This window comes from uncultured Rossellomorea sp., assembly GCF_947488365.1.
Lineage (GTDB): Bacteria > Bacillota > Bacilli > Bacillales > Bacillaceae_B > Rossellomorea.
The window spans coordinates 1,071,537-1,096,992 of sequence record NZ_CANKZT010000001.1; the positions used below are offsets into that span (position 1 = coordinate 1,071,537).

At 39.2% G+C, this 25,456-nt stretch carries 27 protein-coding genes; 5 read left to right on the plus strand and 22 right to left on the minus strand.

Annotated features, from left to right (window positions below; all coding sequences use genetic code 11):
- Positions 1-204: 204 nt before the first annotated feature.
- The 5 genes from Q1B03_RS05660 to Q1B03_RS05680 all read right to left on the minus strand — a co-directional run bounded on the left by Q1B03_RS05660 (position 205) and on the right by Q1B03_RS05680 (position 4,010).
- Complete coding sequence (locus Q1B03_RS05660; RefSeq protein WP_299739065.1) at positions 205-930, minus strand: class I SAM-dependent methyltransferase; 726 nt, start codon at positions 928-930, stop codon at positions 205-207.
- Positions 931-1,361: 431 nt separating this feature from the next.
- Positions 1,362-1,757, minus strand: a complete 396-nt coding sequence (locus tag Q1B03_RS05665) for a DUF4181 domain-containing protein (RefSeq protein ID WP_299739067.1) — start codon at positions 1,755-1,757, stop codon at positions 1,362-1,364.
- Between the two features lie 183 nt (positions 1,758-1,940).
- Positions 1,941-2,312, minus strand: coding sequence for a VOC family protein (locus Q1B03_RS05670; RefSeq protein WP_299739069.1), 372 nt, complete (start codon positions 2,310-2,312; stop codon positions 1,941-1,943).
- 83 nt (positions 2,313-2,395) lie between these two features.
- Positions 2,396-3,286: a hypothetical protein gene (locus Q1B03_RS05675; RefSeq protein ID WP_299739071.1), complete on the minus strand. Its 891-nt coding sequence runs from the start codon at positions 3,284-3,286 to the stop codon at positions 2,396-2,398.
- 253 nt (positions 3,287-3,539) lie between these two features.
- Positions 3,540-4,010 (minus strand): GNAT family N-acetyltransferase, encoded by a 471-nt coding sequence (locus Q1B03_RS05680; protein WP_299739073.1) that lies wholly within the window; start codon positions 4,008-4,010, stop codon positions 3,540-3,542.
- 355 nt (positions 4,011-4,365) lie between these two features.
- Between Q1B03_RS05680 and Q1B03_RS05685 the strand changes: the two genes are divergently transcribed.
- Positions 4,366-4,728 (plus strand): hypothetical protein, encoded by a 363-nt coding sequence (locus tag Q1B03_RS05685; protein WP_299739075.1) that lies wholly within the window; start codon positions 4,366-4,368, stop codon positions 4,726-4,728.
- A gap of 537 nt (positions 4,729-5,265) precedes the next feature.
- Here Q1B03_RS05685 and Q1B03_RS05690 read toward each other — a convergent pair.
- The 10 genes from Q1B03_RS05690 to Q1B03_RS05735 form a co-directional block, all read right to left on the minus strand.
- Entirely contained in the window at positions 5,266-6,471 is a 1,206-nt protein-coding gene (locus Q1B03_RS05690) for a cytochrome P450 (protein WP_299739077.1), read from the minus strand.
- Between the two features lie 127 nt (positions 6,472-6,598).
- Complete coding sequence (gene bioF, locus Q1B03_RS05695) at positions 6,599-7,768, minus strand: 8-amino-7-oxononanoate synthase (RefSeq protein ID WP_299739080.1); 1,170 nt, start codon at positions 7,766-7,768, stop codon at positions 6,599-6,601.
- A 116-nt stretch (positions 7,769-7,884) separates the two neighbouring features.
- Complete coding sequence (bioW, locus tag Q1B03_RS05700) at positions 7,885-8,667, minus strand: 6-carboxyhexanoate--CoA ligase (RefSeq protein ID WP_299739082.1); 783 nt, start codon at positions 8,665-8,667, stop codon at positions 7,885-7,887.
- Between the two features lie 689 nt (positions 8,668-9,356).
- On the minus strand, positions 9,357-9,920 hold the full coding sequence (locus Q1B03_RS05705; RefSeq protein ID WP_299739084.1) for a GNAT family N-acetyltransferase: 564 nt from the start codon (positions 9,918-9,920) through the stop codon (positions 9,357-9,359).
- Positions 9,921-10,303: 383 nt separating this feature from the next.
- On the minus strand, positions 10,304-10,591 hold the full coding sequence (locus tag Q1B03_RS05710; protein WP_299739086.1) for a hypothetical protein: 288 nt from the start codon (positions 10,589-10,591) through the stop codon (positions 10,304-10,306).
- A gap of 108 nt (positions 10,592-10,699) precedes the next feature.
- Positions 10,700-11,122: an NUDIX domain-containing protein gene (locus Q1B03_RS05715; protein ID WP_299739088.1), complete on the minus strand. Its 423-nt coding sequence runs from the start codon at positions 11,120-11,122 to the stop codon at positions 10,700-10,702.
- Between the two features lie 49 nt (positions 11,123-11,171).
- Positions 11,172-11,609: a VOC family protein gene (locus tag Q1B03_RS05720; RefSeq protein ID WP_299739090.1), complete on the minus strand. Its 438-nt coding sequence runs from the start codon at positions 11,607-11,609 to the stop codon at positions 11,172-11,174.
- A gap of 255 nt (positions 11,610-11,864) precedes the next feature.
- Complete coding sequence (locus Q1B03_RS05725; RefSeq protein ID WP_299739092.1) at positions 11,865-12,473, minus strand: class I SAM-dependent methyltransferase; 609 nt, start codon at positions 12,471-12,473, stop codon at positions 11,865-11,867.
- 197 nt (positions 12,474-12,670) lie between these two features.
- A complete protein-coding gene (locus Q1B03_RS05730; RefSeq protein ID WP_299739094.1) occupies positions 12,671-14,239 on the minus strand; it encodes a phosphodiester glycosidase family protein in 1,569 nt (522 codons plus the stop codon).
- Positions 14,240-14,426: 187 nt separating this feature from the next.
- Entirely contained in the window at positions 14,427-15,368 is a 942-nt protein-coding gene (locus Q1B03_RS05735) for a bifunctional oligoribonuclease/PAP phosphatase NrnA (protein WP_299739096.1), read from the minus strand.
- A 93-nt stretch (positions 15,369-15,461) separates the two neighbouring features.
- On the opposite strand from Q1B03_RS05735, the gene Q1B03_RS05740 reads away from it, so the two are divergent.
- Entirely contained in the window at positions 15,462-15,767 is a 306-nt protein-coding gene (locus Q1B03_RS05740; protein WP_148970857.1) for a YtpI family protein, read from the plus strand.
- A 72-nt stretch (positions 15,768-15,839) separates the two neighbouring features.
- Here the strand turns inward: Q1B03_RS05740 and Q1B03_RS05745 are convergent, their stop codons facing one another.
- From Q1B03_RS05745 to Q1B03_RS05760, 4 genes are all read right to left on the minus strand, one after another.
- The gene (locus Q1B03_RS05745) at positions 15,840-17,159 is read right to left on the minus strand and encodes a DRTGG domain-containing protein (protein WP_299739107.1); all 1,320 of its coding nucleotides are present in this window, start codon (positions 17,157-17,159) and stop codon (positions 15,840-15,842) included.
- A 297-nt stretch (positions 17,160-17,456) separates the two neighbouring features.
- Positions 17,457-17,699: a hypothetical protein gene (locus Q1B03_RS05750; RefSeq protein ID WP_299739110.1), complete on the minus strand. Its 243-nt coding sequence runs from the start codon at positions 17,697-17,699 to the stop codon at positions 17,457-17,459.
- A 105-nt stretch (positions 17,700-17,804) separates the two neighbouring features.
- Positions 17,805-18,485, minus strand: coding sequence for a metal-dependent hydrolase (locus tag Q1B03_RS05755; RefSeq protein ID WP_299739112.1), 681 nt, complete (start codon positions 18,483-18,485; stop codon positions 17,805-17,807).
- A gap of 166 nt (positions 18,486-18,651) precedes the next feature.
- Entirely contained in the window at positions 18,652-19,017 is a 366-nt protein-coding gene (locus tag Q1B03_RS05760) for a helix-turn-helix domain-containing protein (protein ID WP_159362486.1), read from the minus strand.
- 192 nt (positions 19,018-19,209) lie between these two features.
- Here Q1B03_RS05760 and hxlA point away from each other — a divergent pair, with 192 nt between their 5' ends.
- Positions 19,210-19,842, plus strand: a complete 633-nt coding sequence (hxlA, locus tag Q1B03_RS05765; RefSeq protein ID WP_299739119.1) for a 3-hexulose-6-phosphate synthase — start codon at positions 19,210-19,212, stop codon at positions 19,840-19,842.
- 7 nt (positions 19,843-19,849) lie between these two features.
- Positions 19,850-20,407 (plus strand): 6-phospho-3-hexuloisomerase, encoded by a 558-nt coding sequence (gene hxlB, locus Q1B03_RS05770; protein WP_299739121.1) that lies wholly within the window; start codon positions 19,850-19,852, stop codon positions 20,405-20,407.
- Between the two features lie 185 nt (positions 20,408-20,592).
- On the opposite strand, the gene ald is transcribed toward hxlB, so the two are convergent.
- On the minus strand, positions 20,593-21,711 hold the full coding sequence (ald, locus tag Q1B03_RS05775) for an alanine dehydrogenase (RefSeq protein ID WP_113969681.1): 1,119 nt from the start codon (positions 21,709-21,711) through the stop codon (positions 20,593-20,595).
- Between the two features lie 241 nt (positions 21,712-21,952).
- Here ald and Q1B03_RS05780 point away from each other — a divergent pair, with 241 nt between their 5' ends.
- On the plus strand, positions 21,953-23,281 hold the full coding sequence (locus Q1B03_RS05780; protein ID WP_299739124.1) for a cytosine permease: 1,329 nt from the start codon (positions 21,953-21,955) through the stop codon (positions 23,279-23,281).
- Between the two features lie 322 nt (positions 23,282-23,603).
- On the opposite strand, the gene Q1B03_RS05785 is transcribed toward Q1B03_RS05780, so the two are convergent.
- Positions 23,604-24,962, minus strand: a complete 1,359-nt coding sequence (locus Q1B03_RS05785) for a PIN-like domain-containing protein (protein WP_299739126.1) — start codon at positions 24,960-24,962, stop codon at positions 23,604-23,606.
- Between the two features lie 58 nt (positions 24,963-25,020).
- A complete protein-coding gene (gene dut, locus Q1B03_RS05790) occupies positions 25,021-25,455 on the minus strand; it encodes a dUTP diphosphatase (protein ID WP_299739128.1) in 435 nt (144 codons plus the stop codon).
- Position 25,456: the final 1 nt, after the last annotated feature.

Sequence of the window (25,456 nt, forward strand, 5' to 3'; positions counted from 1 at the left end):
TTTTGGTTCATATTTTATATAAAGAGACTGGTTAGAGTGTATCCGTCCCTACTCTACTTAGTCTCTTGTCCTGTTGACGCTGAACATCGGTATCCCATTTGCTACCAGCTATTCAGTCGCTATGTTCTATTGAATTCACTTTCTCCCACGACCAATTGTATTATTCACATTAGCTGACTCCAGAAGAAATGAAACTCAATCCAATCACTCATTTTCCAAAAGCTTTTTTGACGTAGCTTTTACTATAAGGAAGTGAGGGCTGGTCATGAGATAGCGATAAGACTTTTCTTTCACTTCTTTCATCCTTTCTTGCGGTTGGGGTTCGATCAGCTCATCGAGATTGAAATAGTGAGTGGTTTCATTAATAATACTCTGCATGGGCCTTCTGTAAAAGCTTACCTCAATCGTAATATTCGGTTTGTTCCAGGTCTCTGTTAAGAATTGGGTCTTAAAATAATCTTCGCATTGGTGTCTTGTATAGTCCATGAATGGGTGATGAACCGAAAATAAAAAGGTTCCACCTGCTTTTAAAATGCGGTTGAACTCTTGAAATGGTTGAGTCCAATCCTTTAGATAATGAAGCGTAAGTGAGCTTACAATCACATCAAAGGAATCATCCTGAAACGGTAGGGTTTCTTGAAGATCATGACAAAGGAAGGTCGCTTCTTCCCCTAAACGACGCCTCGCTGCTTTCACCATTTCGGAACTGATATCTACACCAGTAACTTCCGCACCTTGAAACAATAACTGAGAAGAATACCATCCAGCTGCACAACCGGCATCAAGCACCTTTTTCCCTTCTAATTGGGAGGGCAAAGCCGTCATCATGGCTGGGCGTTCATAATAAGCGTTATAGGGACTCTTCTCATCAACATCGTTTAGATATGTACTGGCTAGCTTATTATAAATGTCTCTAGTATGATTTCTCATTTCATTCCCTCTTTCATATTTGGTGGAACGACAATTTATTCGATACCCTAACAAGATGGCTGCTATTACTTACATGGCACATTATTTACTTAATTTTTTGTATACTCCGACTCCAAGGTAATAAAGAAGACCGATTCCCATGAGGATCACGCCATACACTATAAATCCCATACCACTCCATCACCTGATAAAGACAATGCCTATTACAAAGGATATATAACCTATAATTGATATAGACAAAGGAATCATGAAGCCTCTTTTACTTTTCGTTTTAAACAAATGAATGGATATCAAAATTAAAATGGCAGTTAAGGTTGATACTAACATTACTGCATCTCCATAATACTCCCACCACATAGAAATCTCCCCCTCAAACCATTTAATTAATATGAGCTTAATGTAAAAACTGGCCCGCTTTCTGTTGATAAAAACTACGTAATCCAAAATTGAAACACAGTAAAAATCGCAGTTAACATCATGATCATTTCAGCTACCGTTATAATAGCTTGTTTAGGGTATTCACTATATTTCAATTCAAAGAATGTCCTGACAGCATAATCCAACCCCAATAACCCAATGACTCCCAACAAGTAGAAGTTAGTAAAATCTTTATTATTTATCATTAGAATTGCTAATGTCATTAGTGTAATGGAAGTGAAGACTCTTACCCACTTGTCAACTTTACGATGGGTCTCATTGATATGGTTATAGGAAAAGAGGTTTCTTTTCACTTTTTTTACTTTAAAAAGCTTTCTTAATAGATATTTAACGGTTGAGATAAGAACAAATACAACGATTGCAATCAATATAAATTTCACCCAAAACACAGCACCCCTCCTTACGTTTTCGTTACTCCTACAGAGATTACCTATGAAATATGTGACCTTTTCAAAAGCAACTTTAGATAAAAAAGGGCTCATCCTACCCCGGATAAGCCCCTTTACCTCTAAGGACAATTTAAAAAGCGACAAAAGCTAAACGGACCTTTGGGAAGGGTTGCAGCTGCTTGTTCACCAGTGTGCTTGAAATTTATTTCCATCTGGATCATAAAAGTGGAAAAATGCATGACCATTTTCTTCTTTTATATCATCAACCTTAACTCGGTTACCCATAAGATGTTGATGGAATTTAGATAACTCCGGACTTGTAAAGCCAATGCTGAATTCTTGTTCTTGGTTAATTGTAAAATGGGCAAAGGTTTCGTCTTCTGTTGGGATTAGGATCAGTAAGAAAGGTCCTTCATTTACTTTAATCACCGCAAGTTCCTCCGTCAGGTTTACTAACTGGAGCCCTAATACATCTCTATACCATTGTGCAGATCGTTCTAAATCTTTTACAGGAATCCTAATATAATGTACTTGCTCAATGAATGATTTACTCATATCCTTCTCTCCCTTTGTTTAATTTGGTAGATTGTTAATAGAAAAATGAAAAATAGAGAACAGACAGTGCCGTATGTATCATTCTAAACAGCCTTCCGAAACATCTTCATACGAAAGCGTCCCCAATCTTCTTTTAGATCATCAAGATGCACAATACTCCAAGCATTAAAGAAGGTTTGTCCACGTTTGTTAAAGAAGAAATGATCACCTATGCAGTAAGTTGCGTGTTGAATGATCCCGTCTGAATTTTCCCAAGTAACCACATCACCTGCTTCTATATCCTGAGATGTGATGACGTGATAATGTTCATGTTCTAAACTTTGAAGAAATGTTTGAGGATGTACCCATTCATGTATGATCCATTCTTGTTGAGTGATGGCGAACAGTGTGGTTGATAAACAATTACTTCCTGCTCTGGATGGAAAGGTGTTTACAAACTTAATTAAGTGTGAAGGTGTATTGATCGGATAATCGTAGCAAATCCACTCCTCCCATTGTTGTGCAATTTCTTTCATGAGTTCTTCCTTGCTAGGATAAGAGAGTTCTGCCCACATCGCGTGATGAAGGACTAGATACTCCTCCCCCTTCACTTCTATAATACTTTCACTGAGGAATGAAGTGTCTACAGAGAAGTCAGAGATTGGATGAATCAATCCCCTGCCCACTTCCTTTTGAATATGATAAAGGTCTATTTTCTTTTCAGCAGGAAGATGATTAATCCAGCCAAAAGGTGTCACAAGAACATAGTTAACTTCTTTTGATATATTCCAATACTCATAACTATTTGCAAGTTGTACCTGTTTGTAAGATGAATGGCTCATGAACTCTTCGTAAGGGATGACCAGGATATTACTTACATATTCTTTAAAACTAGCAAGTTTAGTCTCTGGGAGGAAAAAGAGGTCTTTATCCGGTACATACGTTTGTATCCATTCTTTCATAGTGTTTGGTGTTGGCTGAATCTTTCTTTTCAATCTCATTCACCTCTGTCGTTTATCCTCTACGAAATTCCAAGACAAGTCCATCTCCAATCTGAGAAGACTGTCTCAGCAGTTCCTTGCTGGCATAATCTATAACCTCTACCATTTGTTCTGATGAATCAACCAACAAAATGCATTCCACTAAATCCGTTAATTTCAGACTAATCAGACCGGTGCCACTCCCGTAGTCGATTAAATATTTTGATTTACATATAAACCAAGTGGACGCGATGGAACAAGGAGAGCTTTATAACTCAATTTCCATCCTCCTCATTTTTGTCTTTAAATTCATTGATTCATAAAATTTTATAGCATTCTCGTTAAACTCCCACACGCCTAATTCTAATGAATCTGCTTCTATATTCTTTGCGTACTCTACTATTTTTTCAAAGAATATTCTCCCAAACCCTTTTCCTCTGTACTTATGATCGACACCAAAGTCGTCCATATAGACAACTTTCTTTGGAATGAGAATGGGCCTTTCCTCTGTATGTTTTATCGTAAGGATTGTATAAGCGATTGGTGGGCCTTCTTCTAATAAGAATACCTTTGTATTTTCTCCCTCTATCAAGTTGTTAAAATACTCTTTGTCTAACGTAGTATCAGCCATCTTATAATGGTCTGGTCTTTCCTTTGTATGCATTTCGTGCACTTGTCTTTGTATTCCATGAACCACTTCATAATCACTCTTTGTGGCTTCTCTAATATGTATATCCAATATACTTTCCCCCTGGGGTTTACTGTAGATTGTTTGTTCTCAAAGTTATTGCTTTCAGAAGTAGTTATTCATCGATTAAACTACTATTACACTCAATACCAATCATTTCAAAATTCAGTATCTTTCTCAAGAAGATTTTTTACAAATAATCATTTACCTCAAATCAAATTGATCCGCATCCCTCACCTTCACCCAGGCGGCAACAAAGTACAAATAAATTTTTCCTTGTTATCATCCTGTGCATACATTTCTACATTGACGCGGAGGACGGAGATGAACAGAAGACTAGGTGTCTGCTTTGTATTTTTGTTACACTACATATAGTCTATAATTGGAGAAACGAGGTAATAGGTTCATGGAAAATATGACAGCGGAAGAAAAGCAGCATTCAATTGAAGCGTTTCTATCCATCATTCGTAAATCGGAAAATGCCCTTGCTCATATGAAACCTGGTGCTCCTCAGACAAAGTTGCTTGAGAAGCGATTGAAAGCAGCAAGGATCGGCACAGATGTCCTGCATGCACGATGGGAAGGTAAAGATTTAGATGTCAGCAAAGAAGATATGATAGAGACAAAAAGGGTTCTGGAGGGCTTACTGTTGACGCTTCCTTCCTTTCTTGAGAAGCTGAAGCCTGGAAGTGGGCAGCGTACATACATCGAGAGAAGGATAAAGGCATTTCAGATTGCCGTTTCCTATCTGAATGATTCGGTCAACTAAAATAGCTGACCGGGGGCAGTTCCATTATAGTTTTAGGATAGTGAGGAAACTGTCTCCGCTTTACTATGACCAACCTTTCTTCAAAAATAACTGAAGGTGACACCATTTTTAAATGAGGTATGTTTTTTAACACTTTAAACATTTCACTCTTAGCTTCTTCAAATATTTCTTCCATTTTTCTTCTTATTCTTTCTTTACATCATCCATTATATTATTTTCGTTAAACCATTTCCTTGTTACCTAAGTGGAAAGAATGGTTCACTGAATGCTTGGTTTCCGGAAAAGTGATTTCTATGTTAATGACTGATTATCAAATATTTTGCTTTTTCCCTGTAACTTTTTTAGCTTGCATTTTTAATTCATAACCGTCTGAAGGAGTCGTGAATGAATCGAAAACCCTATCAACGATACCAGCATTACTCCTGGTACCTTGACCGGCTGTAAAATAGCTGCATAAATACCTTATAGCAATTCTAGCCATGTCCCAGTACGTTAAAGCTTCACCGCAACAGGGTCAGACCTCATCTCAGAAGCCTCCTAATGATTTGTTGATTGATCATAAAAATGTACGTACACTTCTTTCATAGCTCTAAAGCCCACCAGGTTTCTCCATTCGACCTCTTTGGTTTCTAGATGAATGTTTACTTCGCTTTGTAAAAGCGACTGTATCGCAATTTTAGTCTCTAACCTCGCCAAAGCAGAACCTAAACAGAAATGAATACCTGAACCAAATGCAAGATGAGGATTTGGGTTTCTTGTAACATCTAAAGTATCCGCGTTTGAAAATTGTTTGGGATCTCGATTAGCTGCTCCAATGAGGACGTACACATGATCACCTTTTCGAATCTGCACATTGTTCAGTTCAACATCCTCTGAAGCGATCCTGGCTATCATTTGAGTAGGGCTTTCATATCGTAAGCATTCCTCTATTGCTGATTCAATAAGAGAAGGGTTTTCAATCAATTTATGGTATTCTTTTGGATTTTCTAATAAACAATAGAGTGAATTACTTATTAAATTGACAGTCGTTTCATGTCCAGCAATCACAAGTAACACAGAAGTTGCTAATAGTTCTTCTTCCGTTAGTTTCTTATCTTCTTGATGTAATAATTCGCTAATCAGATCATCCTGAGGAGATTGGCTCCTTTTATTAATCAGATCTTTAAAAAATGATAGCATCTCCAATGTTGTATTGTTTCCGTCGACAATGGATCGTCTTGAACGTGTAAAGTCGAGTGATTGAATCAAATTCAATGCCCATCCACGAAAAATATCTTTATCTTCATCCGGTATCCCTATTATTCGCGCAATGACAAGACTGGCAAAGGGATATGCGAAATCGGAAATCACATCTATTTTCTTCTTATTCTTTAGATCATTCCATAAATCAATTGCTATTTTTTCTATAAATGGCCGACACTTTTCAATTCTGGCAGGAGTAAATTTGTGGCTGACAAGCATCCGTAATCTTCCATGATCAGGTGGATTTTTAAAAAGCATCATACGGCTTTGGATTTTTTTTAAGGCTTCATACTTTTTTGTTGTCTCGGGAAGAGGAATTCGAGTTTGAAAACGATTATCTTTAAGAATGGTTAACGCTTCTTGATATCCAGTTACGTACCATCCAGGATATTTCAAAAAACTCCCTTTATAAACCGGATGAATGGAACGAATTTCCTTATATAAAGAATACGGGCTTTCTGTCATTTCGAATGTAAATCTATGCTTACTCTGATTCATCATGTTCTACCTCCTAAACTTCCTTTGTATTGAGTTAGAAAAACCTAATGGCGAAGGCCTTCTTAAACACTCTAAAAAAAAGATGCGCTTTTCCGCATCTTTTAGTATCATGCAGCTGTATTCGCCTTGATTAGATAATCTCCAACTCTCTTCCAATCTCTTCAAATGATGCAAGCAAGTGCTCAATGTGTGAATCATTGTGAGTAGCCGTCACAGTTAGTCGGATACGACTCTCTCCTTCAGGAACAGTTGGAGGACGAATCGCAGGTGCATAGATACCATTTTCCTCGAGCTTTTTAGAAAACCTAACCGACTTTTCTGTATCCCCGATAATCACCGGAATAATAGGTGTACCCTGTCCGTATACTGTGAATCCCATTGATTCCAATGTGCCTTTTATTACGTTAATCTGTCTATGTAATCGTTCCCTTAATTCCTGTCTTTTCTCTATGATATCGAATGCGGCATAGGCAGCTCCACAGCTTACCGGAGGAAGAGACGTTTGAAAAATAAACGTTCTAGCATGATTGATCAAGAAATCAATCAAAACTCTAGAACCTGTTACAAAACCACCTTCAACTCCTACTGCTTTACTCAAAGTTCCAATGACTACATCCGGAGAAACTCCAAAAAGCTCACTTGTTCCTCTTCCTCTTTCTCCCAAAACACCTGTAGCATGCGCATCATCTACAATGACATAAGCATCATATCGTTCAGATAGTTTCATAATGTCATCTAATGGAGCAATCGATCCGTCCATACTAAAAACACCATCTGTGACAATAAATCTACGAGTATACGTTTGTGTTTCTATTAATTTCTCCTCTAGATTACTCATGTCAGAATGCTTGTAAATGACCGTTTCCGCTTTTGATAGTCGGCAGCCATCGATGATACTTGCATGATTCAGTTGGTCGCTTAACAACACATCCCCTTTTTCAGGCAAGGATGAAAGAACACCAATGTTAGCTAAATAGCCACTTGAGAATAAAAGAGCAGCCTCCTTCCTTTTAAAACTGGCAATCCTGTTCTCCAGCATTTCATGCCATTCCGTATTGCCAGTGGTTAACCTAGATCCGCTGCTTCCCATTCCGAATTCCTCTAACGTTTTTAATGCCTTTTCCATTACAATTGGATCATTTGCTATACCTAAATAGTTATTGGATGAAAAAACAATCTGTTGTGTACCATTGACTATCATTTTTGGCTGGGGTGCAGTACTCATTGTCCTTAATTCTCGATATAAGCCAGCCTGTTTGGTCTTTTCTATCCTTTGGCTTAACCATTGATTAAAGCTCATTACACGTAACCATTAATAGAGAGTGGGAGATTTTCTCGAATCGCATTGGTATTTTGCTTACAACATCTAATTCCATTTCTGTACCCACGGACATACCATAAATATTTATTGCTATTTCAATCAACTCTTGAATCATGATCTTCCTCCCATTGAACGATGATTGGTTGCTCTTCTAAATAAGACACGTATGTATGGATCGTAGATGACGAATCAACAAAAAAGATACGGCATCCTCTCTCATCACCATAGTGTTTGAGTTGCGTTATACGTTGATAACCTATGTTTTTCCCAGCTACATATCCTGTAATGTAATTTGGGTCATCTGACCAACATAATTCTGCAATGGTTAATGGGTGATTACACACTTTAGTCGCAAGTGCCAACGCTTCCTTTAACCTCGGGCTAGCAAGAACGGCTTTTGATTTAGCCCACTTCTCAAAATTCTCCCACTGCCAATCCATTCTAGAGACTCGAACACCTTTATCTATTCTCCCATCTATCCGCTCCCCCGTTTGAATATCAATTAGGATTGCTCCTCTAACCGCATATTCAGGGATTTGCTTATAAGCTTGTTCAATAATGTCTTTAGGGACACCCGTTTTCTCAAGAAGAGACCTAGCTAGCTCTTGTCCTTCTTTAACTGTAGTTACTTCATTAGTGTGGACTGTCAAAGGATTTACTCGTTTTATAGGTTGATTTACCATTTCACATTGAATTTGAAGAAAATCGGGTTTTCCTCTTGAGTGATTTAATGCCTTTTCCAGCAATGTATTTACTGACATCTGTAAATCATGATAAGAAGAGAGAAGTTCACCACCAGAAATATGCTTCCCTCCATTTTCATGTGATTCCTTTTCTGAAGCTCGCATCCTCACACTATATATTCTACTCTGAACCATACATCTCTCTCCTAATCTTAGTTTAGCTGGAAAAATAGTAATTTAAATCGCTGTTATAATGTGTCTTTGGTTTCCTTAATTGTAAACCAAATACAAATATCAGTTTACAATAAATCACCAAAAATGTTAACTTATATTACCGATAAGTTAACAAAAAGGTTAAAAGGGATATTTTTTTGTTGGATAAACTTTAAGTGTGTATTAAAAGAGGAGGAAGAGAGGGAATGCTGCTTTAATGACCACTGTAATATATACTTTGAGTAACTAAAACAAAAAAGTAGAACGGCGGTGAGAAGTGGAGGGCATGAAACAATTAATGACTTTCCAGAAGATTTTGGTTAAAGCTAATAATAACAAAGAAATTATGGGCTCGTTAAAGATTACAATTTATTAACAAAGAGCCCAGTGCAAGAAATCATATTCCTGCTATTCCAGGATAGTCCTCCGCTTAAAATTATCTGCTCAATAATTGAAGACGTAATAGCCAGAGTTTATTAAGGTGATTTTCAGTTATTGCCCCCTTTAGTTTAGGTGAAATAATTCACATACTATCCTACTATAAAACCTCTACATATACAGGAGTGCTTTCCTTTAAAAGAATAAGTATTATTTAGAACTACCTGCCTTAATTATTACCCCGGCATTACCTTAAGTGTCTTATAGAATTTGAGTTTTCTTGATCACAAAGCTTACTTTATTTTTGAATAAATACAAGTGTCAGTTAGCTTGCTGCCATCTGAGGATAAATCATCATTTCTTAAGGTTCCTTCTAATTCAAAACCTAGCTTTACTGGAATTGAACGACTTTTATCGTTTGAGGATTCACATCTTATTTCAATCCTTCTAAATTTGAGATGCTGAAAACCAAGGTTCGTTAACTCACTTACTGCTTCTGTCATATATCCATTGCCACTATGTTGCGAGTTAATCCAGTATCCAATTTCACCTTTAGAAATCTTCCAATCAATTCTGTGAAGGCTGGCAGTTCCAATAAAATCATTAGTACCTTTATGAAAGATAAGATAGCGAAAGCTTTCTCTTCTCAAAAAATCTATATAGGCGTTTCTCAGGAGAATTTCTGTTTCTTCAACAGTAGGAATTTCCTGGAATAAAGCCAACCATTGCTTTAGCTCATTAATTGAGTCCTTAATCGCTCGGTGTACTACATCCCCGTCACCAGCTTGTTGTGGTGCTCGAAGAATTAGTCTGTCTGTTTCTAATTGTAACGGAACATCTATTAAAATAGGATTCATATATTTCCCCTCTCTAAAACCTTAAAATATTGAAATTGCTATTAATGTAATTCAACAAAAAAGCATATTAATCCTCCGGAGCAAAGTACATAAAATTTGTTATTAAATCAAACTGCCGGTTAATCCAATAACTTCAACAAAAAAAGCGTTAATCCTTCTTAGATCAACGCCCCCATGGGTCCTCATGATTTCTGATGGCTCAAGAGCAATGACATTATATCCCCTCACCGAATCATGGGATTATTACAGTACTTACTTAGCTCATCTGGTTCCATACTTAACTTGTCCATCTTATTTGGTCTATCAACTGCTTGATCCAGCCAAAAACGTATTCCAATGAAACTGTAATTTCTCTAAAATGACAAGGTGTTGATGGGATAATTTCATAATTTCTTACGTTTTCGTTCTAAAAATACAGGGGCTATATTTAGTAGGATAGAAACAATTGTCAAAAACCATAGTGCCCTTTCCATACCAGGTACTACATCCGATAAAGCCGCCCAATCTTCTACTTTTACCCACCGGGATACATAACTGTATTCTGCACAAAGTGTTAATGCTGTAAATGATAATCCCATTGCCATAGCAAGCTTATAATCCTTTCCTGCTGTATACATATAAAGATTTATAAAAGTTACTACTATTGCAATAACCCCTAATATTACCCACATAACTATTCCTCCATATATTTTTATTTATAATAAGAAGGCAATAGTCCGAGATCATAGGCAGGTCTTCGATTTTTGCCCTCTTCGTTTGGAATAAGAGGTACATAATTTTTAATTGAAAATTAGCTTTAAATAGTCTGCGTGGCCTCTTACTAGTTCAATTTCTTCGTCAGATGATACCCAAAAGAATTGAAAAGTAAGTCCTTTTTCTTCTCCTCCACCTGTCGGATTGTGCTCCCATTCATCAGCAATTTCATTACAGTCTATCTTATAAAAATACCTATTATGTATAGAACCATCATCATTTTCCCAATAGTCTTCTGATATCAAACGATCCACTTCAAAACTTTGAATACCAGTTTCTTCTTTAATTTCTCTAATTACTGCGTTATATGTACCTTCTTCCTCTTTTACTGTACCTTTAGGTATTTGGATACCTGCCTCAGGGATATCCTTGTGCTGAAATACCAATACTTGTATCTTTCCATCTATTACTCTTGTGACGTATCCATAAGCTTTTTTTATTGATGTCATAAATAACACTCTCCAATAGATTTAAGGGCATTTAAATTCCACTCAATATTCACCTGATTTCCTCCGCCAACTCTAAAATAATACCCTCCGGACCACGAACGTAGCATAACCTATATTTGTCTTCATATTGCTGGATCTCACTAAAGATTTCCGAGCCCTTCTTTTTCAAATTTGAAACAATTGTTTCAAGATCTTCAACAGCAAAGCAGATATGTCGGATACCCAGCGTGTTGGGGAACGTTTGCTGAATACCTTCTTCATCTGACGGTGAATAAAATTTGACTAATTCTATCCATGCCTGACCGTCTGGCATCCCCATTCCTACACATGCCGTTTTAGCATCTTTAAGCCCAACGATTCTGTCCAACTGCTCTCCTTCCATTTCCCATTCCGCTTGCACTTGAAGTCCTAAATCAAGAAAAAACGCTTTAGCCCCTGAAAGATCCTGAACGTTTATACTCACATGATCAATTCTATTGATCTTCACATCTCATACCTCCTAAGTTCCTGATACTTTCAATACCTGTATTCGTGTAAAGATGGTTTGAACTTATAATTTGCTTAATACAAAAAATATCCTTCTTTTTAGCATAATACCAATTATTTCAAATTTTTCGATTCTGAGCAATCCCTTAATTCTTTTAGCTGGTTTAATGTTTAAAGCCTCTTTTTCGATTTACTTTATGAATTCACAAAATAAAACCGAGTCTACTTATCATGTAAGACTCGGTTTCTTATATTTTCACCTGTTCACCCACTTCATACTACTCGCGATAAACATCGAAGCATCCTGATTCATAAAGATTTTTTGCCCATGATGAAACGTCTTAATCTCAGTAGAAGTAAACCCCACTTCAGAGAGTTTTTCTTTCAGATTTTCATGATCAAATCCGTTATGAACCTTTGGGTGACTAATTTGTTCGTTTTTGTCAAAATCTACGATGATGAGCTTGCCGCCATCATTTAGAATGGTGAACAATTCTTGTAGAATTTTCTTAGTTTCTGGAATATGAAGAAGGACGAGGGACATTAACACGATATCAGCCTTAAGATCGGGGGTTCCTTGGGTGAAATCTGAATAAAGTACTTCTGAGTTGGTGATTCCCTTTCGAGAAATTTTAGCTTTCGCAACTTCCAGCATCTGTTCTGATGAATCAACTAACAAGATAGAATCTACTAAATCTGATAATGCTAAACTAATTAGGCCTGTACCACTTCCGTAGTCTAATAATGATTTTGATTTACTATTTTGCAATTTTGATCTTACTTCCTTAACTATTACAGTAGCTAGCTCTTTTCTTTCTACAGTATCGTATCTTTTTGCCATATCTTCAAAGACGTTATGTTCCATAATCCACTCCCCTATTCATAAAGAAATCCTGTTTTATGGTGGTCATTATATCAGAACTCGAACCCCTAAAGCACAATTTCCTCTCATAAAGCGAACTTTGGATATCAATTCCATAAAAAAACGAAATAGTAGGAATGTGACCCAATCAAAAAGCCAATTTACCGTTAAACGCAGTAAATTGGCTGAAGGTTTGGTCTTTATTTATTCAAAATAAGGATGCCATCGGACACTGGACGTTCACCAGTGGTGTCTGACGGCTTGTTTACAAGTTGTTCGTTCACGACCATTGCGGATGAGCCTCCACCATCAAGGTTCATTCCTTTAACCGCTCCAAGGGATTGAAGGATTTGAGCACTTTCAAAGAAGTTGACTCCAATGCTCTGTTCAGGATTACGACCTTCTACGGTGATCAATAAGATATTTCCGTTTTCTTTAATACCCGCAAAGGATCTTGGATGACGGTATTGTGCAAAGTGATAATAGAAGTCATTGCTCCAAGCAAACCCCTCTTCTCTTGCCTGAATGTCTATCTTTCCATCGTTAAGAAGTTGAGGTGCTCCCCCAATGATATCTAAACCAGGTTGAGTCTCTACTTGCTTTCCGTCAGCTGTTACGGTTCTTGTGATTGACACCTTCTCTTCAGCTGCAACATGATTTTGTAGCCAATCTGCCCTATCTCCTGTCGCTGAAAGTACACTGCCGTTCGCAGGTATACTGTTCCCTCTCTCTGAGTATGTGTCAACAATGGTCCCTTCTTCATCTAGTAAAACCTCAAAGCCATCTCCTTTAGGAGTGGTATCACCGAAATAGGAGTTATATTCAATGATTTCTTCTTGGTCTGTACATGTTACATCGTGTTTGGGTTGATCGGTTTCTGCGTCCTCTACCCCACCGCAACTCCTAATCAATCCAGGTTTGCGGTTGATCCCGTCAATCACTGCTCTTTCTCCACTTTCAGTTTCAACTTGCAGTGAAGTGGAGGTATCTGTTATCTCTGCTCTGTTTTCAGAAAGAAGCAGGCTTGTACGTTCGCCAACCGCTTCGCTTACCAATTGTCCATTGACCACCGAGATTCCCGCCGGATCGCCAGGAACTCCGTCAGCTGAACCTACGACAAAGTAGCCTCCATTTAATCCAGCCAGTGCTTGAGTCCGGTCAGCCATGGAAGAAACGGTTTCTCGACCTGTGATCTTATCTTTTGCAAGGGCATTCGTCAACTCCCCCTGAAATTTATCAGGATCAATCTCAATAACATCTATTTTCCACGGTCCCGTTGACATCGTTGTTCCATCATATTCCGAAAAAATGGCTCTTGCTTTCTCAAATCCGTCTGTTTTCAATTGATCAGCAAGATCGTTCGCTACTTTTTCTTCTTTGAATTCCCCTGTACGGACCACATACCCAATATGTTTCTCTTTTACATCTGTAGATTCAGGGTGTTTATTCTCAACTTTATGAAGTTTTGCTTTGTATCCTTTTTTCTTTAGTTCTTGAATAAGGGTATCCGCTTTTTCCTTTGTATCCAAAAAAGCTACATCCACCGTATAATACCTGGTATCTGAAACATAGCCTCTCTCAATGTCTGTGTACGTAACTCCCCTGGCTAATTGTCGTGTATTTCGTGATTCAGGTAAATTTCCCTTTCCGATTGAGAGAGTCTCTTGCGTATTCGCAGCCTCTGCATCTTGATCATGCAATCCAATTGTCAGAACAGTAGATAGTGATAACACAGATACAAGGGCCGTTTTTATTAATGAGCGGTGCATATTATAAAACCTCCAAACAAATTTTTAATGCACCACCATACTAAAGGGAAATTAATAATATAACGTTACTATAGTATAAATCTTTGATGAACTTTGTTTATATTTCGTTAACTTTCTTTCATGGGAATGAAAACTTCCCGAACATTTTCCCAAAATAAAAAGCCGGCATCCGCCGGCTCCAACAAGCTTAACTATGATTCCTGCACACTTCTCTTAAATCTTTCATCACTTCTTCTTTCTCTTCCCATGAATAAATCGAAGCCCCTGCAGCCAATGGATGTCCGCCACCGTTGTATTTTTTGGCGATAGTGTTAATGACTGGTCCTTTTGAACGCAGACGGACCCTGATTTGATCACTTTCTTCAATGAAGAAGACCCAGGCTTTGATGCCTTTTACGTTACCCAATGTACTGACCAGTAAAGAAGCTTCTGAAGGAATGACCTGATGCTCTTCCAGAATTTCTTTCGTCATGATCATGCTTGCACAGCCATCCCCATCCATTTCGAAGTTTTGAAGGACATATCCGTGCAGCTTGATGACATTGGAATCGATCTCATACATTTTATTGAATAGTTCATTACGGTCAAAATCAAAGCGAATCAATTCGCCTGCAATATCAAACGTATTCTGGGTTGTACTCGGATAAAGGAATCTTCCCGTGTCCCCCACAATCCCGGCAAATAAAAGTCTTGCGCCCTCATCGGATAGCGTGAGTCCTTTATCCTTACCGAACAAGTAGAATTCATAAATCATTTCGCTTACTGAGCTTGCGGATGTATCGATCCATAAATAGTCTCCGTATGCATCTTCATTGGGGTGATGATCGATTTTCACGAGCTTATCCCCTAACTTATAACGACGGTCACAGATCCGTTCTTCATTCGCCGTATCGCAAACGATGATTAAAGCTCCTTCGAACACATGGTCTTCAATGACATCCAGGCGTTTTAAATAATGAAGACTTTCATCTTCTTGCCCGACGGCATAGATCTTTTTATCCGGGAAGGACGTTTTCAGCATTTCCACCAGGCCACCCTGGGAACCGTATGCGTCAGGATCCGGGCGAACATGTCTATGTACAATGATTGTTTCATATTGTTTGATGAGTTCCAGTATTTGTTCTTTCATGGGAATCTCCTTTGTAGTGGATTTTTTATTTGGCATTCTGTCCTGATATCTGTAAAATAGTAGCGAGAGAAGTCAACGATGGAGGACAAAACTATGTATTTTCTCGCACTACTGATTGTCGTAACATTCACGTTTTATGTCTTTTATAAAATCAGACAGGTTCGAACGAATCGACCAATGGAAAAGAAATGGTTATCGGCGAAGGCAAGCATCGCACTAGGGCTATTTGTTGCCCTGTTTGGGATCAATCAGCTGTTTTTATTCCCTGGGACGCTGACGTATTTCATCGGCGGTCTTTTCATCCTGATTGGACTTGGGAGCTGCTGGGCAGGATATAAGCTGTACAAGCATGTGCTTCCTTATGCTCAAAGGGAAGCGAAGGAATTGGATAACCAATAAATGCGGCAAAAGACTGGATACTCATCCGGTCTTTTTTTTCTGATTTCCTGCCTTTTTTATTCAAAAACAACTTTAATGACGATCAATCAACTGACAGATCATCAATGATTTCCCGACCAGTACACCATCACAATAGACTTCTACATCTACTTTACCAAATTTCCTTCCGACGTCGAGAACTTTCGGGTGAATTTCGAGCATGCTCTCCATTTGAACCGGCTTGATGAAATAGATGGTCATGTTTTCGATGACGATATCCCCTTTTTTGTAGGGCTTCAACGCACGATTGGCCGCTTCAGTCATCAGGGTCGTGAATACCCCGTAAGAGATCGTCCCGATACCCGTCGTCATCTGCGGCGTCACAGCGAATTGGTAGACTTCTTTATCACCCTTCTTTTCAGCTGCTGCTTCCACTGCGTTACTGATCAGGTCATCAATCGTTTCCCCAACCTGTGGCTGCCTTTGGATCATTTGCAGTGCCTTCAATACGTCCTGACGGCTGATGATTCCCTGCAACCTGTTTTGTTCGTTGACCACGGGGAGTAATTCGATCCCTTCCCAGATCATAATATGGGCAGCTGAAGCGACGCTTGTATTCGGACTGACGGTGATTGGTTGTTTGGTCATGATCTTATCGATCCCCGTATATTTTTCCTGCCCCATGACGTCTTTAGAGGTGACCATGCCATGCACTTTCAGGTTGTTATCGACAACCGGGAAGCGGCTGTGGAAGGTATACTGATTCTTTTCGTACCATTCCTCCAACGTATCATTAATATGCAGGTAAGCCGTGTCATCTGCCTTTGTCAAAATATCTTCAACCAATATGATTTCCTTTTTGATGAGCTGATCATAGATCGCCCGGTTGATCATGGTGGCTACTGTAAAAGTGTCGTAGGAAGTGGAGATGATCGGAAGTTCCAGTTCATCTGCGAGCTTCTTGACATGATCTTCTGTATCGAATCCACCGGTGATGAGTACGGCAGCCCCGGCTCTCAGTGCATGTTCATGAGCCTGGGTCCGGTTCCCGATGATCAAAAGGTTTCCCGCTTCCGTGTATCTCATCATGGCTTCAAGCTTCATCGCACCGATGACGAACTTATTGAGCATTTTATGTAATCCCGTTCTTCCACCCAATACTTGTCCATCGATGATATTGACCACTTCTGCGTAGGTGAGCTTTTCGATGTTATCTTTCTTCTTTTGTTCGATCCGGATCGTCCCGACGCGTTCGATGGTGCTGACGTATCCTTTTGTTTCGGCATCCTTGATCGCTCTGTATGCCGTTCCTTCGCTTACGGTCAATGCTTTTGCAATTTGGCGGACGGAGATTTTTTCACCGACTGGCAAGGTATCTATGTAGTCTAATATTTGTTCGTGTTTAGTAGCCAATGCTTTTCACCCTTCTTTATAACGTCCTGGTTCATATGTTTATTATAATGTGAAAAGCTTGGTGTTTCAATTTAATCGGGGCTTTCATAAGAGAAAGCCCCACTTAGATTAGAGAGTGCTGGTTGATTTTCGCTGCAGGTCCTCGCTTTCCGCGGGGCGTGAGTTGAGCCTCCTCGGGCTAACGCCCTGTGGGGTCTCAACTTTCCCGCTATTCCCGCAGGAGTCGAGCACCTTCCGCTTCAATCAACATATGTGTTACCATGCTAATTAACAAACAAAGCACCACTCTATTAAACCTCATCCAAACGATCTGGATTTCATTTTTCGAACATGCTTCACTTTCACTTTATTACTCTTTGAAGTTCCTTTAGGTGTGTATAGAAGTGCTGCGAGATTTCCTGCTACGACGAATGTGGCGAGGACGAGCCAGCTGATGGCAAAGGTGCCTTGAAGGCCTTCAGCGAAAATGGACATGCGGGGAGCTCCGTAGTAGATGAGTGCTCCTGTTACGAGTAAGCATAGGATATATCGTTGTTTCACACGTTCTTCCTCCTCTCTGGGCTTGTATCATGTATATGCGAGTGAGTGGAGGATATTGTGTAAACATGTGAAAAAGGGTGATGCAAATGCACCACCCTTCCTTTATTAGTATTCGATTACGTCTCCGGCTTTCATGACCTGTCCTTCGGAATCCTGGAGCAGCTCAATGAATTTGTTTGGATCCTGCTTGATCGGCGGGAATGTATCATAGTGGATAGGCACGACTTTCTTCGCTTTTAAGAAGCTTGCTGCCGTGGCCGCATCTTCAGGTCCCATTGTGAAATTATCTCCGATCGGTAAGAAGGCAAGGTCGATGGGATGACGCTCCCCGATCAGTTTCATGTCGGAAAATAATCCCGTATCCCCTGCATGGAAGATGGTTTTTCCTTCAAGCATGAGAAGAACGCCTGCAGGCATACCCATATAAATAATCTCATTTCCGTCTGTAATCAGACCTGATCCATGGAAAGCCTGTGTTAGTTTCACTTTACCGAAGTCGAATTCGTAAGCTCCCCCAACGTGCATCGGATGGGTTCTCACCAGTTGCCAGCTTAAGTATGTTGCCAGTTCATGGTTGGCGATGACGAGTGAATCGTTTTTCTTCGCGAGCTCTACTGTGTCACCTACGTGATCGTTGTGACCGTGTGTAAGGATGATCACATCGGGTTTCTCGTCATCCACTTTAAGATCCGTCAGTTCGTTTCCGTTGATGAATGGATCGATCAGGATCGTTTTACCATTGGTTTCGATTTTGACTACTGAATGTCCATGATATGAAATCTTCATTTTGCATCTCCTCCAAATAAACTTATCTATTTTTCTTTCTCTCGTTTGCTATTTTATGTTATACCCCAATTTTATAAAAATAAGCGAGTAGTAGCAATTAAGTTGTTGTCTCTACTCATATAAAACAGTAAAAAAACCAAGGTTAACCCTTGGTTAGAAAGACTATCTATTTTACCGCTGATTGATCATCCGTTTCCTTTTCCAGTACATTCTCGACATAATCTTTGCCCCATTCATACATACCCTCTAAGATCGGCAACAGTCTTTCCCCATGCTCGGTGAGTGAGTATTCGACTTTAGGCGGGACGACAGGATACACTTCCCGGTGCACGATTAAATGATCTTCAAGTTCTCGTAATTGGTTGACAAGCATTCTTTGAGTGATACCCGGCATAAGAGATTTTAATTCTCCAAATCGTTTTGTTCCTTCCTTGCCTAGATGCCATAAAATCAACATTTTCCATTTACCACCGATTACGGCGAGGGTTAATTCTTTTTCACAGTTGAAATTTTTCTCTCCTAAATTTGGCATTTGCCTCAACTCTCCTTTATTCATCCAATAGTATACTTTTTATCACTATATGCGGTAAATGTGCGTACTTTAAATTTATTTACATACTGAGTATACTAAACAACATGCTAGTGAGTAAATAACTTTTCAGAAGGAAACATTTACTTCTAGCCGCTTAAATAAAATAAAATTTTCCAGAAGGAGCGAATATAAATGAAATTACAATTAGCATTAGATCTTGTCGATATCCCAGGAGCCATTGAATTAGTAAAAGAGGTAGAAGAGTATATTGATGTTGTAGAAATTGGTACACCTGTCGTCATCAATGAAGGGCTTAAAGCAGTGAAAGAAGTAAAAGCAGCGTTCCCTGACTTAACCGTATTAGCGGACTTAAAGATTATGGATGCAGCTGGATATGAAGTCAGTCAAGCCTCTGCTGCGGGTGCAGACATCATTACGATTCTTGGAACGGCAGAAGACGAGTCAATCAAAGGCGCAGTAGAAGAAGCCCGAAAACAAGGGAAACAAATCCTTGTAGATATGATCGCCGTGAAAGACGTTGCCGCCCGTGCAAAAGAATTGGACGAACTTGGTGCCGATTATATTTGTGTACACACAGGTTATGATTTACAAGCTGTAGGAAAAAATTCCTTTGAAGATCTACACACGATCAAAAGCGTTGTAAAAAATGCCAAAACGGCCATTGCCGGTGGAATCAAATTAGAAACACTACCAGAAGTCATTAAAGAACAGCCTGACCTCATCATTGTAGGTGGCGGGATTACAAGCAAAGAAGATAAACGAGCGACTGCACGTGAAATGCAGGAATTAATTCACCAAGGGTAATGAAACGATGAAGTCTACTCAATATTTAGCCAAAGTCGTGGAAGAATTAAGACAAACAGTGCACTTAATCTCTGATGAAGAGGCAGAGAAATTAGTAAACCTGATTCTAGAGTCCAAGAAAATCTTTGTGGCTGGTGCTGGCAGATCTGGATTGATGGGTAAATCTTTTGTGATGCGAATGATGCACATGGGGATTGATGCCTATGTAGTTGGGGAAACAGTAACAGCTAACTTAGAAAAGGGTGATCTATTAATCATTGGATCAGGCTCAGGAGAAACCAAAACGTTAGTGGCCATTGCTGAAAAAGCAAAAAGCTTGGGAGGTACCGTCGCAGCCATAACCATTTCTCCTGAATCAACCATTGGAGAATCAGCTGATTTGACCGTTACATTACCAGGAGTAACGAAAGACCAGTCCGAAGGTGATTACAAAACAATCCAGCCAATGGGCTCTCTATTTGAGCAAACGATGTTGTTATTTTATGATGCCATCATTCTGCGCTTCATGGAGAAAAAGGGATTGGATTCTACTAAAATGTATGGGAAACATGCTAATCTCGAATAGAATAAAAAATACAGAAAAGGCCACATCACATTTCAGTTTGTGGCCTTTTCTGTATACTCCCATTTGGTTATGTAAAGAATTGCACTCCAATCAACTTAAGAACATAACACCGAGGGCTTCATAACCTCTCCTATATTTACATAAAAAAGCCGACTGAACATTCTCATGCAGTCGGCTTCCTGTTGTTATTGTTGCTCTAATTGTGTTCTAGTATCTGAGTAGTCTACATCATGCGCCTCAGCAACAGCCTGGTACGTCACATATCCATTCAATGTGTTAATACCTTTTAATAATGCTTCGTTGTCTAAGCACGCTTTTTTGTAGCCTTTGTTTGCGATTTGAACCGCGTAAGGTACGGTTACGTTTGTTAATGCGATGGTAGACGTACGTGGTACGGCACCAGGCATGTTGGCAACGGCATAGTGTACAACACCGTGCTTCACGTATGTTGGATCGTCATGCGTTGTGATTCGGTCTGTTGTTTCGAAGATTCCACCTTGATCGATGGCGATATCGACTACAACTGAACCAGGCGTCATCGCTTTGATCATGTCTTCTGTTACTAATTTAGGTGCTTTCGCTCCTGGAATTAGTACAGCACCAATCACTAGGTCTGCTTCTTTGACAGCTTGTTCGATATTTAACGGGTTAGACATAAGCGTTGTTACGTCACTACCGAAGATATCATCCAGCTGACGAAGGCGATCCGGGTTAAGGTCAAGGATCGTTACATTGGCACCAAGTCCGACAGCCATTTTCGCTGCGTTCGTACCGGCAACTCCTCCACCGATGATCGTTACTTTACTGCGGCGAACCCCAGGGACACCTGAAAGTAATACACCTTTTCCACCGTGGATCTTCTCTAAGAACTGAGCACCGATTTGAGTCGCCATACGTCCTGCCACTTCACTCATCGGAGTCAGTAATGGAAGGGCACGATTCAGTTCAACCGTTTCGTACGCGATTCCGATCACTTTATTATCAATTAACGCTTTCGTTAATTCCGGCTCTGGAGCAAGATGTAAATATGTAAATAAGATAAGCCCCTCGCGGAAATAAGAGTACTCACTTGGAAGTGGCTCTTTTACCTTCATGACCATATCCATGGACCATGCTTCCGCTGCAGAATCAACGATGTGTCCACCTGCTGCTTTGTAATCTTCATCTGTAAATCCTGAACCCATTCCCGCTCCAGCTTCAATGTAAACCTCATGTCCGAATTGAACAAGGTTCACAACACCAGCCGGCGTCATGGCCACACGATTTTCGTTGTTTTTAATTTCCGTTGGTACACCAATACGCATACTAAGCCAACCTCCTAAATGCACTATTGCTCCTTGGAGCATTCACTTCCTAAATATAACACTATTCATATATAATAGCGAAGGGCAATTACTCACCCTGTAAGCACTTACATTCTAACAAATAAATAAGGAAATATCTCTACTTTTCTTTAAAAAAATAAATGATTATTTCTTCGCTTTTTTTCAAAAATTCTTTAAAATAGAAACCATGCATCCTAGTATACCCAAAGGAGACCAAATTATGAAACAACCCATGATCGAACGGCTCGGACTCGAAAAGGTCCCACCGGAATTAAAATCAACCACATGGATCGAATACTTCATCATACAGCTCGCCTTCTCCGTGAACGCAGGAAACTTCCTCATCCCGGCACTCGCCGTCCTTGAAGGCGGACTATCCTTCCAGGCAGCATTTCTTGCCACCGTACTCGGAGCAAGCGTCGCCTTCCTATTCGTATCATTCCTATCACTACCAGGCTCCCGCTACGGCCTGCCCGCTCAATACGTCCTGCGGTCCATCATCGGAACCCGGCTGTCGATGCTCATCGCATCCCCCATCCGGTCCCTGACGTCCCTCTACTGGTTCAGCGTCCAGACCATTGGAGGAACCTTCGTCATCATCTCCATGGTGGAAAAAGTAACACCTTATACCATACCGTTCGTCCCGGTCGCCATCGGACTCGCCATCATCATGACCCTTCTAGCCCTCATCGGCTTCGAAGCTGTCAAAAAAGCGACCAAACTATTCATCCCGATCCTCGTGATCGGCCAGGGGATCATCCTCTACCTATTTTTAACAAAAGGTGCCGATTCCCTCCCAACACTTACACAAGGCCAGGAACCCTTCTCCATCGGAACGTTCCTATTCTACTCAAGCCTCGTCTTCGTCCAATACATCTCAGGCGTCAGCGCATCCTCCGACATCACTCGCTACAGCAAAAGCGACCGCCACGGATTCTGGGGACTGTACGGTGGAAACGTCGTCGGATTCATGATGACCGCGCTTCTTGGAGGATTGAGTGCAAGCTTGTTTAAGGATCTGAATCCATTTGTAGCAGCGGGTCAACTGACCGACTCAAGTCTGCTTCTGTTGGTAATTACAGCTTGTGCGATGGTATCGATGATTTCGATTAATCTCAGTAATGCGTATACAGGGGGATACAGTTTGCTTAATGCACTTCCATCTCTATCGCGGATTCAAAGTGCACTGTTGTTTAGTGTTGCTGGGATTGTTTTAAGTTCGTTTCCGCAGTTGGTTTATAATGCGCAGGAGTATATTTCTTATCTTGGGATTCTAATCATTCCGATATCGGCTATTGTGGTGACTGATTATTTAGTTATTCGGAAAGGGAGGATTTCTGAGATTGCGCTTGTTAGGCTTGCGAGTGGGGAGTCGAATTTTAATCGTGAGGCGTTATATGTTTTATTGATTGGGATGGTAATTTATTTGGTGATTCCGGATTCGTTTTCCCCGGGGTTTAGTAGTTTTATTTTCACCACACTCCTTTATACCCTGAGTAAAAGCTTAGGGAGATTTGAAAGGCAGGATTCTATTCAAAAACTTGGTTAAAGTGATAAAGTGAACCCTTATCATGAGGTTCACTTTTTGCGAGAGTAGAAAATTATTCTAATACGAACATATTTAGGCAAGTTTCGAACGGTACAATTTTTAGGTGAAAACTAATTTTTCAACCAACCATCTTTAGGAATAGTTTGATCAAAAACCCTGTTATCAAACCATTCTTCTAGGTATGTGTTCAATGATTATTCTTGATTGGGTAGGACAGCTAAGGAGGAATACTTGCTTAAGAAATCAATTTAATTTTTTTGAATTTGAAATAAGAACAAAAAAATAGAGAGCATATTCAGCTCCCTTATTTTTACACTCATCCCTAAAAGGGCATTATTTCATCAAAATGAATTCTGTCCAATATAGCCTCTATTTCTTGTATATACTCAAGGATTAACATACCCTTATCTGCAACATTTTCAGGGAAGTTAAGCTTTGAAAGATACTTTTGGGCTACAGAATTATCTTTAAGTGCTAAGTTGCTTAATAATGTGCTCATTCTTTTTTCTAACCTATTAATAGATGCTTTCAAAGCCCAATCTATCGCGTGTCTATATTTTGCATCAGCTAGTTGTGGATCACTAACAACTGAGAATGCTATATCTAACCTTTTTTTAAATGTGTTTTTTTCTTCCTGAGTTAAAAATTCCATCAGCTTATTTAGATTTAATTTATCTAACAATTCCTGATCTAATTCTCTATAGATCCCCTGAAAATATTCCATTTCCAATTCAGAATTATTATCTTCTTCTGATTTCCTAATATACTCAACATCTTTAGTTACATTTTGCATTTGTTCCTCAGATATATCTGCTCCTAAATATTCTTTGGCATATCTAACAAATGATTCAATTCTATACATATAAAACTTTTTCCCTGTTTTATTAATAAATTCTTGAATTAAAAGAGGATGAGGTCTTTTTACTTTATTTCTTTCTTTTTCCCACCAGTCCTCCTTTTTCTCTTCTGTAACAAAAATGACAGATGAAGGGTTTGTTTCATCCTTTGCTCTGTCTATTATTTGATTCCACAATATTAAATCCCCATATATTTGACTATACCTTATATCTCCATAAGTCCTAATGTTATTCTTTTTCTTGTCTGCTTCGTCCATAAATCCAGGAGGCACATTATTTTTATACCTAGCCCCTCCTTCTATTTCTATTAATTTGATTCTATCTTGACTATAAGATTCACCCACAACTCCATCTAATAGTGACTTTATTTCTTCTTCTATAATTTCAGATTCAGGTAGTTCATCAATTTCTATTTTTAGTTGCTCCTGTAGTTGAGCATTATATTCCTCTAATCCATTAATAAAAAATTGAAAGTTATCAGTCTTAATGTATGGATGCTCACTCTTTACTGATCTTAATGTTTTAGCCGCACTATCTTTTAATTTCTCTAATTCCGCTCCTAACAAGTTGTATCCCTCATGCTGTTTAAACTTATTAGACTCATAATTAAAGAAATATTCTAAAGCAACATGATGAGGTATCCATAGTCGCCCTGATTCCTTAAGTAATTTTAAAATGTCTAATAAACTTTTAGTTGACTCCTTAGATGTGTATTTATAAAAATTAAGTAGAACATTTGTATCCACTACAATAATGGCAGAACTCCAAAGATCTTGAAACTCTTCATCTGTATAGCCTATTAGTCCTTTAAATTGATCTAACACAAGTTCCCCTCCTGAAATTACTTTAATCAATAAAAAAAGGGGCTTAGCCCCTATTCCCTTAATATCCTGTAGAACCAAATCCACCTTTGCCTCTATCTGTATTTGAAAGCTCCCCTTCTTGCTCAATAACATCTACAGATAAAACTGGCATAACAACCATCTGTGCAATTTTCATATGCTTTTCAACAGAAAAAGTTTCTTTACCATGATTAATAAGAATTACACCAATTTCCCCTCTATACTCCTCATCAATAGTTCCAGGAGAGTTTAGTACAGTAATACTATGCTTTATAGCAAGTCCACTTCTTGGTCTAATTTGTGCCTCTGTATTTGCAGGAAGTTGAATAGAGATACCTGTTTTAATTAATTTTGTCTCACCTGATTTTATCTCTTGCGACTCAATTGAAAAGAGGTCAAAACCTGCATCAGTTTTATGAGCCTTGTGAGGTAACTTTGCATCCATATTTAATTTTTTAACTTTAATAGTAAGCATA